The sequence below is a fragment of the Bacillus sp. 2CMS4F genome (assembly GCF_023161785.1).
GTDB classification, from domain to species: Bacteria; Bacillota; Bacilli; order Bacillales; family Bacillaceae; genus Bacillus; species Bacillus halotolerans.
On sequence record NZ_JALNTO010000002.1, the window covers coordinates 571,438 to 585,880 of the forward strand.

The 14,443-nt window shown below is 44.2% G+C and carries 13 protein-coding genes; 12 read left to right on the forward strand and 1 reads right to left on the reverse strand.

Features of this window, described 5'->3' with window-relative positions:
• Positions 1-6: 6 nt before the first annotated feature.
• Positions 7-273, reverse strand: coding sequence for a 30S ribosomal protein S20 (rpsT, locus tag MTN95_RS06525; protein WP_010335003.1), 267 nt, complete (start codon positions 271-273; stop codon positions 7-9).
• A 203-nt stretch (positions 274-476) separates the two neighbouring features.
• Between rpsT and gpr the strand changes: the two genes are divergently transcribed.
• The 12 genes from gpr to mtaB all read left to right on the forward strand — a co-directional run bounded on the left by gpr (position 477) and on the right by mtaB (position 14,409).
• A complete protein-coding gene (gpr, locus tag MTN95_RS06530) occupies positions 477-1,583 on the forward strand; it encodes a GPR endopeptidase (protein WP_248337415.1) in 1,107 nt (368 codons plus the stop codon).
• Between the two features lie 62 nt (positions 1,584-1,645).
• Complete coding sequence (gene spoIIP, locus MTN95_RS06535; protein ID WP_248337417.1) at positions 1,646-2,851, forward strand: stage II sporulation protein P; 1,206 nt, start codon at positions 1,646-1,648, stop codon at positions 2,849-2,851.
• A gap of 16 nt (positions 2,852-2,867) precedes the next feature.
• Complete coding sequence (locus MTN95_RS06540; protein ID WP_105953578.1) at positions 2,868-3,206, forward strand: YqxA family protein; 339 nt, start codon at positions 2,868-2,870, stop codon at positions 3,204-3,206.
• Positions 3,207-3,339: 133 nt separating this feature from the next.
• Positions 3,340-5,175 (forward strand): translation elongation factor 4, encoded by a 1,836-nt coding sequence (gene lepA / locus MTN95_RS06545; RefSeq protein ID WP_044154493.1) that lies wholly within the window; start codon positions 3,340-3,342, stop codon positions 5,173-5,175.
• A gap of 55 nt (positions 5,176-5,230) precedes the next feature.
• A complete protein-coding gene (gene hemW, locus MTN95_RS06550) occupies positions 5,231-6,370 on the forward strand; it encodes a radical SAM family heme chaperone HemW (protein WP_105990417.1) in 1,140 nt (379 codons plus the stop codon).
• A gap of 80 nt (positions 6,371-6,450) precedes the next feature.
• Positions 6,451-7,482 carry a heat-inducible transcriptional repressor HrcA gene (gene hrcA / locus MTN95_RS06555; protein WP_024122104.1) on the forward strand — a complete coding sequence of 344 codons (1,032 nt, stop codon included), beginning with the start codon at positions 6,451-6,453 and terminating at the stop codon, positions 7,480-7,482.
• Positions 7,483-7,554: 72 nt separating this feature from the next.
• Positions 7,555-8,118 (forward strand): nucleotide exchange factor GrpE, encoded by a 564-nt coding sequence (gene grpE, locus MTN95_RS06560; protein ID WP_024122103.1) that lies wholly within the window; start codon positions 7,555-7,557, stop codon positions 8,116-8,118.
• 23 nt (positions 8,119-8,141) lie between these two features.
• Positions 8,142-9,977: a molecular chaperone DnaK gene (gene dnaK, locus MTN95_RS06565; protein WP_024122102.1), complete on the forward strand. Its 1,836-nt coding sequence runs from the start codon at positions 8,142-8,144 to the stop codon at positions 9,975-9,977.
• Between the two features lie 196 nt (positions 9,978-10,173).
• Positions 10,174-11,301 carry a molecular chaperone DnaJ gene (gene dnaJ, locus MTN95_RS06570; protein WP_024122101.1) on the forward strand — a complete coding sequence of 376 codons (1,128 nt, stop codon included), beginning with the start codon at positions 10,174-10,176 and terminating at the stop codon, positions 11,299-11,301.
• Between the two features lie 24 nt (positions 11,302-11,325).
• Positions 11,326-12,261 (forward strand): 50S ribosomal protein L11 methyltransferase, encoded by a 936-nt coding sequence (prmA, locus tag MTN95_RS06575; protein WP_105953581.1) that lies wholly within the window; start codon positions 11,326-11,328, stop codon positions 12,259-12,261.
• 22 nt (positions 12,262-12,283) lie between these two features.
• Positions 12,284-13,054 (forward strand): 16S rRNA (uracil(1498)-N(3))-methyltransferase, encoded by a 771-nt coding sequence (locus MTN95_RS06580; RefSeq protein WP_105953582.1) that lies wholly within the window; start codon positions 12,284-12,286, stop codon positions 13,052-13,054.
• A complete protein-coding gene (gene mtaB / locus MTN95_RS06585; protein ID WP_105953583.1) occupies positions 13,054-14,409 on the forward strand; it encodes a tRNA (N(6)-L-threonylcarbamoyladenosine(37)-C(2))-methylthiotransferase MtaB in 1,356 nt (451 codons plus the stop codon). Before MTN95_RS06580 ends, mtaB begins: the two co-directional genes overlap by 1 nt.
• The last annotated feature ends 34 nt before the right edge of the window (positions 14,410-14,443 follow it).

Sequence of the window (14,443 nt, forward strand, 5' to 3'; positions counted from 1 at the left end):
TTTGTTTTATGCAGAAAGTCCGTTCACTTTTTTCGCTAGTCTTGATTTGTATCGAGCTGCGGCATTTTTGTGTACAAGACCTGTTTTCACTGCTTTATCAATACGTTTAGCTGCTTCAGTAAGAGCAGTTTTCGCTTTGTCAGCTTCGTTGTTTGCAACAGAAGCTTCAACTTGTTTGATTGCAGTACGCATAGCAGATTTGATTGTCGCGTTATGAGCGCGGCGTTCGTTATTAGTTTTTGTACGTTTAATCGCTGATTTAATGTTTGGCATGTGTTTCACCTCCTAAGATACAACCTGTAGCACAGTGTCTTAAGGTTAAATCTTCTTCACAATAGAACAAATTGTATTCTATCAAACACACCTTTAGATTGCAATATAAATGTAAAGTATTTTTCATTGAAGAAATGCTTTTAAGCATGATTCATTTTATAAATGGAAACAATATGGATACTGAATATCGAAGGAGGCCCTGTATGAAAAAGAGTGAGCTGGATGTAAATCAGTATTTAGTGCGTACGGATTTAGCGGTTGAAACGAAGGAAGCCATGGCTAATCAGCAGGCTGTGCCTGCAAAAGAGATAAAAGGTTTTATCGAAAAAGAACGCAATCATGGCGGAATAAAAATCCGCACTGTTGATATCACGAAGGAAGGCGCTGAGCTTTCAGGAAAAAAAGAAGGACGTTATTTAACGATTGAGGCCCAAGGGATCAGAGAAAATGACTCGGAAATGCAAGAGAAAGTCTCTGCTGTATTTGCGGAAGAATTCTCTGCCTTTCTGGAAAGCCTTAAGATCTCAAAGGATGCGAGCTGTTTAATTGTCGGCCTCGGCAACTGGAACGTGACACCTGATGCGCTCGGTCCGATGGCTGTAGAAAATCTATTGGTGACAAGACATTTATTTAAACTCCAGCCTGAAAATGTGCAGGAGGGCTACAGACCTGTCAGCGCATTTGCTCCTGGTGTCATGGGAATTACAGGCATCGAAACAAGCGACATTATTAAAGGGGTAATCGAACAGTCAAAACCTGATTTTGTGATTGCCATTGATGCACTTGCGGCGCGTGCGGTAGAAAGGGTCAACACAACCATTCAAATATCAGATACAGGAATTCACCCGGGGTCAGGCGTCGGAAATAAACGTAAAGACTTGAGCAAGGACACCCTGGGCGTACCTGTCATTGCAATCGGTGTACCGACGGTCGTTGACGCGGTAACAATTGCCAGCGATACGGTTGACTACATATTAAAGCATTTTGGCAGAGAAATGAGAGATGACAGTCCGTCGAGATCGCTTGTTCCGGCGGGGATGACGTTTGGGAAAAAGAAAGTGCTTACTGAAGAGGATCTTCCCGACCCAAAGCAGCGTCAATCGTTTCTCGGCATTGTCGGAACTCTTGAAGAAAACGAAAAGCGGCAGCTCATTCATGAGGTGCTGGCGCCTCTGGGCCATAATTTGATGGTCACGCCGAAGGAAGTCGATTCATTTATTGACGATATGGCAAATGTGCTGGCAAACGGATTAAATACAGCGCTTCATGAAAAGGTGTCTCAAGAAAACAAAGGCTCCTATAATCACTAAACGGTTCTACTTCCTCTAGCTTGTTCATAGAGTAATTACTAGACAAGCGCTGGAGGGATTCAATGAGAAATAAACGCAGAAACAGACAAATTGTTGTTGCGGTGAATGGCGGGAAAGCGATAAAGGCGATCTTTCTATTTATCGCAAGCCTAGTAGTGATTTTTGTTTTATCTGGTGTGCTGACGTCTCTCCGGCCGGAACTCAGGCCTTCGTCTGACTCTTTTTACGGGGTTGCCGACGAACTGCCGGGTGACGTATTTGCACACTTGCTGCGGATGGAAAACCATTATTTCGCTTCTGACCTTTCTCAAACCGACAGCTCATTTCATCTATCACGTCTTTCTTTAAAGCTGGCGACAAGTATTAATCTCGAAGATCCGCGAAGTTTTCTTGGACGCGAGCTGCCTGGGTTTGCGCAATTTGACACAGAGATTCTTTTAGCGGGACAAGGCACCGATTATACAAACATGCCGTCGGAATCCCCGCCGCCTTCAAAGGTGATGCAGGAAGAAAGAGAAGCGAATTTGGCGGAGATTGAAAAACAGCAGACGCAAACAGACAATACGCAAAAAGACCCGCCAAAACAAACAACCGGCGATAAGAAGGTTGTCTTTATCTATCACACGCATAATACGGAATCTTATCTCCCGCTATTAAAAGGTGAGACGGACCCCGATATGGCGCGTCATTCTAAAGCAAACGTCACCCTCGTGGGGGACATGTTCGGAAAAGCGCTGCAATCTCAAGGTATCGGAGCCACAGTTAATAAAACGGATATACAGGCAAAACTGAGCAAAAAAGGTTTGAATTATGCCAGATCCTACGATGAATCAAGGCCGGTCGTACAGGAAGCCCTTGCGTCAAACAAAAATCTGCAATATATCATTGACATCCATAGAGACTCCAGGCGCAAGAAAAATACGACGGCAACCATTAAAGGGAAAAGCTATGCCCGGGTGGCGTTTGTGGTCGGCAAAAAAAGCAAGAATTTCGAAGAAAACTACAAAATTGCAAGTGAGCTTCACAAGCTGATGGAGAAAAAATACCCGGGACTCAGCACAGGGGTTTTTTCTAAAGGCTCACCAGGCGATAACGGAGTTTACAACCAAGACTTAAACGACAGAGCGCTTTTGCTTGAATTCGGCGGAGTGGATAACAATCTCGAAGAGCTGCAGCGGGCGGCTGACGCAACCGCTGACGTATTCAGCGAAATGTACTGGGATGCTGAAAAGGTTAACGCTGAAAGCGGCGAGACGAAAAAACAATAAGAAATAGGTGGTCGAGTTGATTGCATATCTTGGCAAATGCTTGCTTCTTGTGGCGATGATGTTTATAGGCGTCCTGTTCGGCATGCAGCAGGCGAATAATGGCATGCTGAGCATGAAAGGCTATCATGATCCTTCACTGAAAGGCGCGTTTACGCTCACAGACGGAGAAAATAATGAAAAAGAAGCGACCGTTTTAGGGGAAACAGTAACCTCGAAAGATTTAGAAGAGAAACAAAAAGAGCTGGAACAGGTGGAAACCTTTAACGTTTTCTCTAAAGCCGGAAAAACGCTTTCTGACACAGTGACCAACACAGCCCAATCGATGTATGAATGGGTACGGGATATGAGAAAATAAGTGCTTGAAAGAGAAAAGCAGCCCCAGTATGAGAGGGAACTTTTCTCTTTCTTGTTTTACATTGAATCTTTACAATCCTATTGATATAATCTAAGCTAGTGTATTTTGCGTTTAATAGTAGGAGTGATAGATTGTGACAGATAAAGAAAAGCGTTTAGAGAGGCAGTCGAGAATTCGGAATTTCTCCATCATCGCCCATATTGACCACGGAAAATCGACCTTAGCGGATCGTATTTTAGAAAAAACGTCGGCAATCACTCAACGAGAAATGAAAGAACAATTGCTTGATTCTATGGATCTTGAACGCGAACGGGGCATCACCATTAAATTAAACTCTGTTCAGCTTAAATACAAAGCGAAAGACGGAGAGGAATATATTTTCCACCTGATTGACACACCGGGACACGTCGATTTCACATATGAAGTATCCCGAAGCCTTGCTGCCTGCGAAGGAGCGATACTTGTCGTGGATGCGGCGCAAGGAATTGAAGCGCAGACGCTTGCGAACGTTTACTTGGCGCTTGATAATGACCTTGAAATTCTTCCAGTTATTAATAAAATCGATCTGCCAAGCGCAGAGCCGGAACGTGTTCGCCAAGAGGTGGAGGACGTCATCGGCCTTGACGCATCGGAAGCCGTGCTCGCTTCAGCAAAAGCCGGGATCGGGATTGAGGAGATATTAGAGCAGATCGTGGAAAAGGTGCCTGCTCCGACCGGAGATCCAGAAGCGCCGCTTAAAGCGCTGATCTTCGACTCGCTTTATGACGCTTACCGCGGTGTCGTGGCTTATATCAGAGTCGTTGAAGGAACGGTAAAGCCGGGGCAAAAAATCAAAATGATGGCAACCGGCAAAGAGTTTGAAGTGACAGAAGTCGGTGTGTTCACGCCGAAAGCAACTCCGACAGATGAACTGACCGTCGGCGATGTAGGCTTTTTAACTGCTGCGATCAAAAATGTCGGTGACACACGCGTCGGTGACACGATAACAAGCGCCGCCAATCAGGCTGCCGAAGCATTGCCTGGGTATCGCAAGCTGAACCCGATGGTGTATTGCGGTTTGTATCCGATCGATACGGCCAAATACAATGATTTAAGGGAAGCTCTTGAAAAGCTTGAACTGAATGACTCATCACTTCAATATGAAGCAGAGACATCCCAAGCGCTCGGATTCGGTTTCCGCTGCGGATTTTTAGGTATGCTTCACATGGAAATCATCCAGGAGCGGATTGAGCGTGAGTTTAAAATCGACCTGATCACAACGGCACCGAGTGTTATCTATGATGTGTATATGACAGACGGCGAAAAGGTTGTTGTCGACAACCCGTCCAACATGCCTGATCCACAAAAGATCGAAAGAATCGAGGAGCCGTATGTAAAAGCGACAATGATGGTGCCGAACGATTATGTCGGTGCGGTGATGGAGCTTTGTCAAGGAAAACGCGGCAATTTTATCGATATGCAATATTTAGACGCAAATCGTGTCAGCATTGTCTATGACATGCCATTAGCGGAAATCGTTTATGAGTTTTTTGATCAGCTGAAATCAAGCACAAAAGGCTACGCGTCCTTTGATTACGAACTGATCGGCTACAAACCGTCTAAACTTGTCAAGATGGACATTATGCTGAACGGAGAAAAAATCGACGCCCTTTCATTTATCGTGCATCGCGATTACGCGTACGAACGCGGAAAAGTAATTGTAGAAAAACTGAAAGAGCTTATTCCGCGCCAGCACTTTGAAGTACCGATTCAAGCGGCGATCGGCCAGAAAATCGTGGCCCGCTCTACCATTAAAGCGATGCGTAAAAACGTATTGGCTAAATGTTACGGCGGAGACATCTCGCGGAAACGGAAGCTTCTTGAAAAACAAAAAGAAGGAAAACGCCGAATGAAGCAGGTCGGCTCAGTTGAAGTGCCGCAAGAAGCATTTATGGCGGTCCTGAAAATGGACGACAGTCCGAAAAAATAATAGAAGCCGCCGCAGTCCTGTACTGCGGCTTCTTTCTGTAAAGAAGGTGAATACATTGAAATCAGCTTATATCCATATTCCATTTTGTGAGCATATTTGCCACTACTGCGATTTCAATAAATATTTTATTCAAAGCCAGCCCGTCGGCGAGTATTTAAACGCACTCGAGAAGGAAATGATAAATACGATAGAAAAAACGGGGCAGCCTGATTTGGATACGATTTTTATCGGAGGAGGCACGCCGACATCCCTCTCAGAGGACCAGCTCAAAAAATTGATGGACATGGTCAGCCGTGTGCTGAAGCCTTCAGACACTTTAAAGGAATTCGCTGTTGAGGCGAACCCGGACGACCTATCGGCAGAAAAACTGAAAATACTCAAGGAAGCGGGCGTTAATCGTTTAAGCTTCGGTGTGCAAACATTCGAAGACGACCTTCTAGAAAAAATCGGACGGGTGCATAAACAAAAAGACGTATTTACATCTTTTGAACGTGCAAGGGAAATTGGTTTTGATAATATCAGTCTCGATTTGATGTTCGGTCTTCCCGGACAAACGCTTAAACATCTGGATCATTCTTTAAAAACTGCTTTATCCCTGAACGCAGAGCATTATTCCGTTTACTCTCTCATTGTAGAACCGAAAACGGTATTTTATAATTTGATGCAAAAAGGGCGGCTTCATCTGCCGGCGCAGGAACAGGAAGCCGAAATGTACGAAACGGTGATGAGCCGGATGGAAGCTGCCGGTATTCATCAATATGAAATCAGCAATTTTGCAAAACAAGGCATGGAATCTAAGCACAATCTGACGTACTGGAGCAACGAGGAATATTTCGGTTTCGGAGCAGGAGCCCACGGGTATATCGGCGGAATTCGAACAGTAAACGTCGGACCTGTTAAACATTATATTGACCTGATAGCTGAAAAAGGTTTTCCTTATCGCGATACACATGAAGTGACGATGGAAGAACAAATTGAAGAAGAGATGTTTTTGGGATTAAGAAAAACATCCGGAGTCAGCAAAAAACGGTTTGAAGAGAAATACGGTCGTTCTCTTGATAAACTTTTTCCCGGCGTTTTAAAAGAGCTTTCTGAAAAGGGACTGATTCTTAACACAGAATCTGCCGTTTGTTTGACTCATCAGGGAAAATTATTGGGTAATGAAGTTTTTGGCGCTTTTTTGGGTGAGTTATAATTGACATTTTTCTTGTGGTTTGATACTTTTGTTATAGATTTAGCACTCGCTTGTTGAGAGTGCTAACAGAGGTGATGATGATGTTAACAAATCGTCAGCTGCTGATCCTTCAGGTCATAATCAACGATTTTATTAAATCGGCGCAGCCTGTCGGATCTAGAACTCTTTCGAAAAAAGATGAAATCACATTTAGCTCTGCAACAATAAGAAACGAGATGGCTGACTTGGAGGAACTGGGCTTTATTGAGAAAACCCACTCTTCCTCAGGACGTGTTCCGTCGGAAAAAGGGTACCGGTATTATGTGGATCATTTGCTGTCGCCCGTCAAACTGACAAAAACCGACCTAGACCAAATCCACTCGATCTTCAAAGAAAAAATATTCGAGCTGGAAAAGACAGTTCAAAAATCAGCAAAAATTTTGTCCGATCTTACGAATTATACGTCTATCGTACTCGGGCCGAAGTTGAGCGAGAATTATCTTAAACAGATTCAAATCATACCGATTCAGCCTGATAAAGCGGTAGCCATTCTCGTTACCAATACGGGGCATGTGGAAAATAAAACGATTAATTTTCCAACCAAAATGGATCTGTCTGATATTGAAAAGCTGGTAAATATACTGAACGACCGTTTAACCGGTGTTCCGATGGATGAACTGAATGAACGCATTTTTAAAGAAGTTGTCATGTACTTAAGGCAGCACATTAAGAACTACGACAACATACTTGAAGCGCTACGGTCAACATTTCATTCGACAAGTCACGTTGAAAAATTGTTTTTCGGCGGGAAAATCAATATGCTGAACCAGCCCGAGTTCCATGATATCGGCAGAGTGCGGTCGCTGCTTTCTCTAATCGAAAAGGAGCAGGACGTCTTGAAGCTCGTCCAATCTTCAGATACAGGCATTTCGATTAAAATCGGAAAAGAAAATGACTATGAAGAGATGGAAAACTGCAGCCTGATTACAGCCTCTTATTCAGTAGATAAGAAGCAAATAGGCTCAATTGCGATCATCGGACCAACCCGCATGAATTATTCACGGGTCGTCAGTCTGCTTCAGCATGTGACTTCAGACTTGTCAAAAGCATTAACAAGTTTGTATGATGAGTAAGGGAAATTTGGCAAATTTTATCGAAGGGCATCACCCGCCCTTCTCCTTACACTTTTGAGGGAGGTGAACACAATGTCAGAAGAAAAACAAACCGCGGAACAAAACGAAACAGAAGAGCAAGAAGTAATTGAAGAACAAGCTGCCGCTGAAGAACAGCAGGAAGAAACAAACGAAAGCGAACTTCTTCAAAATCAAATTAACGAATTGCAAGGTTTGCTTGAGGAAAAGGAAAACAAACTTTTGCGTGTTCAAGCAGACTTTGAAAACTATAAACGACGCAGCCGCTTAGAAATGGAAGCGTCACAGAAATACCGTTCTCAAAACATCGTTACTGAATTGCTGCCGGCTCTTGACAGCTTTGAAAGAGCGCTTCAGGTTGAAGCCGACAATGAACAGACGAAAAGTTTGCTCCAAGGAATGGAAATGGTCCACCGCCAGCTCGTAGAAGCCTTGAATAAAGAAGGCGTAGAAGCAATCGAAGCTGTAGGACAGGAATTTGATCCGAACCTTCACCAAGCCGTTATGCAGGCTGAAGATGAAAACTACGGTTCCAACATTGTCGTTGAGGAAATGCAAAAAGGCTACAAGCTGAAGGATCGCGTCATTCGCCCTTCCATGGTAAAAGTGAATCAATAATTACATAGCAGGAGGTTATTCAAGTGAGTAAAGTTATCGGAATCGACTTAGGTACAACAAACTCATGTGTGGCAGTACTTGAAGGCGGCGAGCCTAAAGTTATTGCTAACGCTGAAGGAAACCGCACAACTCCATCAGTTGTCGCATTCAAAAACGGCGAACGCCAAGTAGGGGAAGTGGCTAAACGCCAATCTATCACAAACCCTAACACAATTATGTCTGTCAAACGCCATATGGGTACAGATTACAAAGTTGAAATTGAAGGAAAAGATTACACTCCTCAAGAAGTGTCTGCTATCATCCTTCAACACCTTAAATCATACGCTGAAAGCTATCTTGGCGAAACAGTATCAAAAGCAGTTATCACAGTTCCTGCATACTTTAACGATGCTGAGCGTCAAGCGACAAAAGACGCTGGTAAAATCGCAGGTCTTGAAGTAGAACGTATCATCAACGAGCCGACTGCAGCAGCGCTTGCATACGGACTTGATAAAACAGATGAAGATCAAACGATCCTGGTATACGACCTTGGCGGCGGTACATTCGACGTTTCCATCCTTGAACTTGGCGACGGTGTATTCGAAGTACGTTCAACTGCCGGTGACAACCGTCTGGGCGGAGACGATTTTGACCAAGTCATTATCGATCATCTTGTGTCTGAATTCAAAAAAGAAAACGGCATTGATCTGTCAAAAGACAAAATGGCGCTTCAGCGTTTGAAAGACGCAGCTGAGAAAGCGAAAAAAGATCTTTCCGGCGTATCTTCTACGCAAATTTCTTTACCGTTTATCACAGCTGGAGAAGCAGGACCGCTTCACCTTGAACTTACATTAACTCGCGCTAAATTCGAAGAGCTTTCTTCTCATTTAGTAGAGCGCACAATGGGCCCTGTCCGTCAAGCGCTTCAAGATGCAGGACTTTCTGCAAGCGAAATCGACAAAGTCATCCTTGTCGGCGGATCAACTCGTATTCCTGCCGTACAAGAAGCAATCAAAAAAGAAACTGGAAAAGAAGCGCATAAAGGCGTAAACCCGGATGAAGTTGTAGCGCTTGGTGCTGCAATTCAGGGCGGCGTTATCACTGGTGACGTAAAAGACGTTGTTCTTCTTGACGTTACACCGCTTTCTCTCGGTATTGAAACAATGGGCGGCGTGTTCACAAAACTGATCGACCGCAACACAACAATTCCGACAAGCAAATCACAAGTGTTCTCAACTGCTGCCGATAACCAAACAGCTGTTGATATCCATGTTCTTCAAGGTGAGCGCCCAATGTCTGCCGACAACAAAACACTCGGCCGCTTCCAGCTTACTGATATTCCGCCAGCACCGCGCGGCGTGCCTCAAATCGAAGTTTCTTTCGATATTGACAAAAACGGTATCGTAAATGTAAGAGCAAAAGACTTAGGCACAGGAAAAGAACAAAACATCACAATCAAATCTTCTTCAGGTCTTTCTGATGATGAGATCGAACGCATGGTAAAAGAAGCGGAAGAAAATGCTGACGCTGATGCGAAGAAAAAAGAAGAAATCGAAGTCCGCAACGAAGCAGATCAGCTTGTTTTCCAAACTGAGAAAACATTAAAAGATCTTGAAGGCAAAGTGGACGAAGAACAAGTGAAAAAAGCCAACGATGCCAAAGACGCTTTAAAAGCAGCGATTGAGAAAAACGAATTTGAAGAGATCAAAGCGAAAAAAGATGAGCTTCAAGCAATCGTTCAAGAGCTTTCTATGAAGCTTTACGAAGAAGCTGCTAAAGCACAGCAAGCTCAAGACGGAGCAAACGCTGAAGGCAAAGCTGATGACAACGTTGTCGACGCTGAATACGAAGAAGTAAACGACGACCAAAACAAAAAATAAGTTTCTTTCTGAGTCAGCCCGCTTTTGGGCTGGCCGAAAAGAACATATTTCATAATCTGATTCAATGGTTAGAAAGTCAAAGTCAGGCATCTCTTGGCTTTGACTTTTTTTCTTGCCCGGGATAAAAGGAATTGAAAAATCATAATTCAAAATGATACAATCTAATTTATGTGAGAAATTCGGGAGAGTGAAGTAGATGAGTAAGCGTGATTACTATGAAGTGCTGGGTGTAAGTAAGAGCGCTTCAAAGGATGAAATAAAAAAGGCTTATCGAAAGCTGTCAAAAAAATATCATCCTGACATTAACAAAGAAGCCGGATCAGATGAAAAGTTTAAAGAAGTCAAAGAAGCATACGAAACGCTGTCTGATGACCAAAAACGGTCTCATTACGACCAATTTGGCCATACTGATCCTAACCAAGGCTTCGGCGGCGGCGGTTTTGGCGGCGGCGACTTCGGCGGTTTTGGTTTCGATGATATTTTTTCAAGTATTTTCGGCGGCGGCACTAGACGAAGAGATCCGAATGCACCGCGCCAAGGGGCGGATCTGCAATATACGATGACTTTGTCATTTGAGGATGCCGTTTTCGGAAAAGAAACGACCATCGAGATTCCGCGTGAGGAAACATGCGATACATGTAAAGGCTCAGGGGCGAAACCTGGTACAAATCCGGAAACGTGCTCACACTGCGGAGGCTCCGGTCAGCTAAATGTGGAGCAAAACACGCCGTTTGGTAAAGTTGTCAACAGACGAGTCTGCCACCACTGCGAAGGTACAGGTAAAATCATTAAAAACAAATGTGCGGATTGCGGCGGCAAAGGAAAAATCAAAAAACGCAAAAAAATCAACGTCACAATTCCTGCCGGTGTAGATGACGGGCAGCAGCTGCGACTCTCAGGACAGGGTGAACCAGGCGTAAACGGCGGCCCTGCCGGGGATTTATTTGTCGTATTCCACGTGCGCGCCCACGAATTCTTTGAGCGCGACGGAGATGATATTTACTGTGAAATGCCGTTAACGTTTGCTCAAGCCGCGCTTGGAGATGAAGTGGAAGTTCCGACGCTTCACGGGAAAGTGAAATTGAAAATCCCTGCCGGTACACAAACAGGAACAAAATTCAGATTAAGAGGCAAAGGCGTTCAAAATGTCAGAGGCTATGGACAGGGTGACCAGCATATCGTCGTCCGCGTTGTCACTCCGACAAACTTGACAGATAAACAAAAAGATATTATCCGCGAATTTGCCGAAGTCAGCGGAAACCTGCCTGATGAACAGGAAATGAGTTTCTTTGATAAGGTAAAACGCGCGTTTAAAGGCGATTAATTATTGGATGAGGAGTTGGTAGTTTTGAAATGGTCCGAATTAAGCATTCACACAACACATGAAGCGGTCGAACCTATCTCAAATATTTTGCATGAAGCTGGTGCCAGTGGGGTTGTGATAGAGGACCCGCTTGATTTAATTAAAGAACGTGAGAATGTGTACGGGGAAATCTACCAGCTCGACCCCAATGATTATCCGAACGAGGGTGTCATTGTCAAAGCGTATCTGCCGGTCAACAGCTTTCTTGGAGAAACGGTAGAGGGCATAAAAGAAACAATTAATAATCTGCTTCTTTATGATATTGATTTGGGCAGAAACCATATCACCATTTCCGAAGTGAACGAAGAGGAATGGGCGACTGCCTGGAAAAAGTATTACCACCCCGTGAAAATTTCTGAAAAGTTTACGATTGTGCCGACGTGGGAGGAATATACGCCGGTACATACGGATGAGCTAATTATTGAAATGGACCCGGGAATGGCATTCGGAACAGGCACACACCCGACAACCGTACTTTGTATTCAGGCGCTTGAACGCTTTGTGCAAAAGGGTGATAAGGTGATTGATGTAGGTACAGGTTCCGGAATTTTAAGTATTGCGGCTGCAATGCTTGAGGCTGAATCGGTTCATGCCTATGATCTTGATCCCGTTGCTGTAGACAGCGCACGTCTCAATTTGAAGTTAAACAAGGTTAGCGATATAGCTCAAGTCAAACAAAATAATTTGCTAGACGGGATTTCAGGAGAACATGATGTGATCGTTGCTAACATTTTGGCTGAAGTCATCCTTCGTTTTACTTCACAGGCATACCATCTGCTGAAAGACGGCGGGCATTTTATTACTTCAGGAATTATCAGCCATAAAAAACAAGAGGTAAAAGAAGCATTGGAACAGGCTGGCTTTACGATTGTGGAAATTCTCTCAATGGAAGATTGGGTCAGCATTATTGCGAAAAAATAACAGTTAGTAGGTGTCACAGCGTATGCAACGATATTTTATCGAGCTCACGAAGCAGCAAATGGAGGAAGCGCCGGCTATTTCAATTACCGGAGAAGATGTTCATCATATTGTAAATGTCATGAGAATGAACGAGGGAGACGAGATTATCTGCTGCTCTCAGGACGGCTTCGAAGCAAAATGTGAACTTCAATCTGTTTCCAAAGAAAAAGTGTCCTGTCTTATGATAGAATGGACGAATGAAAACAGAGAGCTTCCGATAAAGGTTTATATTGCAAGCGGCCTCCCGAAAGGGGATAAACTTGAATGGATTATCCAAAAGGGGACTGAGCTGGGAGCTCATGCCTTTATTCCTCTGCAAGCCGCACGCTCTGTTGTCAAGCTGGATGACAAGAAAGCTAAGAAAAAGCGGGAAAGATGGACAAAAATTGCGAAGGAAGCGGCGGAGCAATCGTACCGAAACGAAGTGCCGCAAGTGCTGGATATCCATTCCTTTCAGCAGCTTCTTGAAAAGGTGCAGAATTTCGATAAATGTGTCGTTGCATACGAAGAGTCATCGAAGCAAGGAGAAACAAGCTCGTTCAGCGCAGTTGTAAGCAGCCTTCCGAAAGGATCATCCCTTTTGATCGTATTCGGTCCCGAAGGCGGTTTAACAGAAGCGGAGGTTGAGCGGCTCACGGCGAAAAACGCTGTTCCGTGCGGCCTCGGACCGAGAATTTTAAGGACAGAAACCGCTCCGCTATACGCGCTGAGCGCAATTTCTTATCATACAGAGTTATTAAGAGGTGATCAATAATGGCAACTGTTGCGTTCCATACGCTTGGCTGCAAAGTCAATCATTATGAAACAGAAGCAATCTGGCAGCTTTTCAAAGATGCGGGCTATGAAAGAAGAGACTTTGAACAAACAGCTGACGTATATGTCATTAATACATGTACGGTAACAAATACGGGAGATAAAAAAAGCCGCCAAGTGATCAGACGCGCCATTCGTCAAAATCCTGACGGCGTCATCTGCGTCACAGGCTGTTATGCGCAAACCTCGCCAGCTGAGATTATGGCAATCCCGGGTGTTGACATTGTAGTCGGAACTCAGGATCGTGAAAAAATGCTTGGCTACATCGATCAATATCGTGAAGAGCGTCAGCCGATCAATGGCGTCAGCAACATTATGAAAGCTAGAGTATATGAAGAGCTTGATGTACCTGCTTTCACAGACCGGACAAGGGCGTCATTAAAAATACAGGAAGGCTGCAATAACTTCTGCACGTTCTGTATCATTCCGTGGGCGCGCGGACTTCTCCGTTCACGTGACCCGGAGGAAGTTATTAAACAAGCACAGCAGCTTGTTGATGCGGGTTATAAAGAAATCGTACTTACTGGTATTCATACAGGCGGCTACGGTGAAGATATGAAAGATTACAACTTTGCCAAGCTTTTGAGAGAACTTGACGCCCGTGTTCAAGGTGTGAAACGGATCAGAATTTCGTCCATCGAGGCAAGCCAGATCACAGACGAAGTGATTGAAGTTTTAGACCGTTCAGATAAGATTGTGCGCCATTTGCACATTCCGATTCAATCCGGATCAAACACAGTGCTTAAACGGATGAGACGCAAATACACTATGGAATTTTTCGCTGACCGTTTAAATAAGCTGAAAAAAGCACTTCCGGGCTTAGCCGTAACCTCCGATGTCATTGTAGGCTTCCCTGGCGAAACAGAAGAAGAATTTATGGAAACCTATAACTTTATTAAAGAAAACAGATTCTCTGAACTGCATGTTTTTCCTTACAGCAAACGTACGGGAACCCCAGCTGCGCGGATGGAAGACCAAGTGGAAGAAAACGTCAAAAACGAACGTGTACACCGCCTGATTGCACTTTCTGACCAGCTTGCGAAGGAATATGCCTCTGATTATGAAAATGAAGTCCTTGAAATTATTCCTGAGGAAGCATTTAAAGAATCAGATGAAGAAAACATGTATGTCGGCTACACAGACAACTACATGAAAGTTGTTTTCAAAGGTACGGAAGACATGATCGGCAAAATCGTGAAAGTAAAAATACTAAAAGCAGGCTATCCATACAATGAAGGACAGTTTGTCCGTATTGTTGAGGATGACATAACAGAACAAATGCGTATGTCTTCTTAATCTGAAAAACCGGTGCATCTGAATGTGCCGGTTT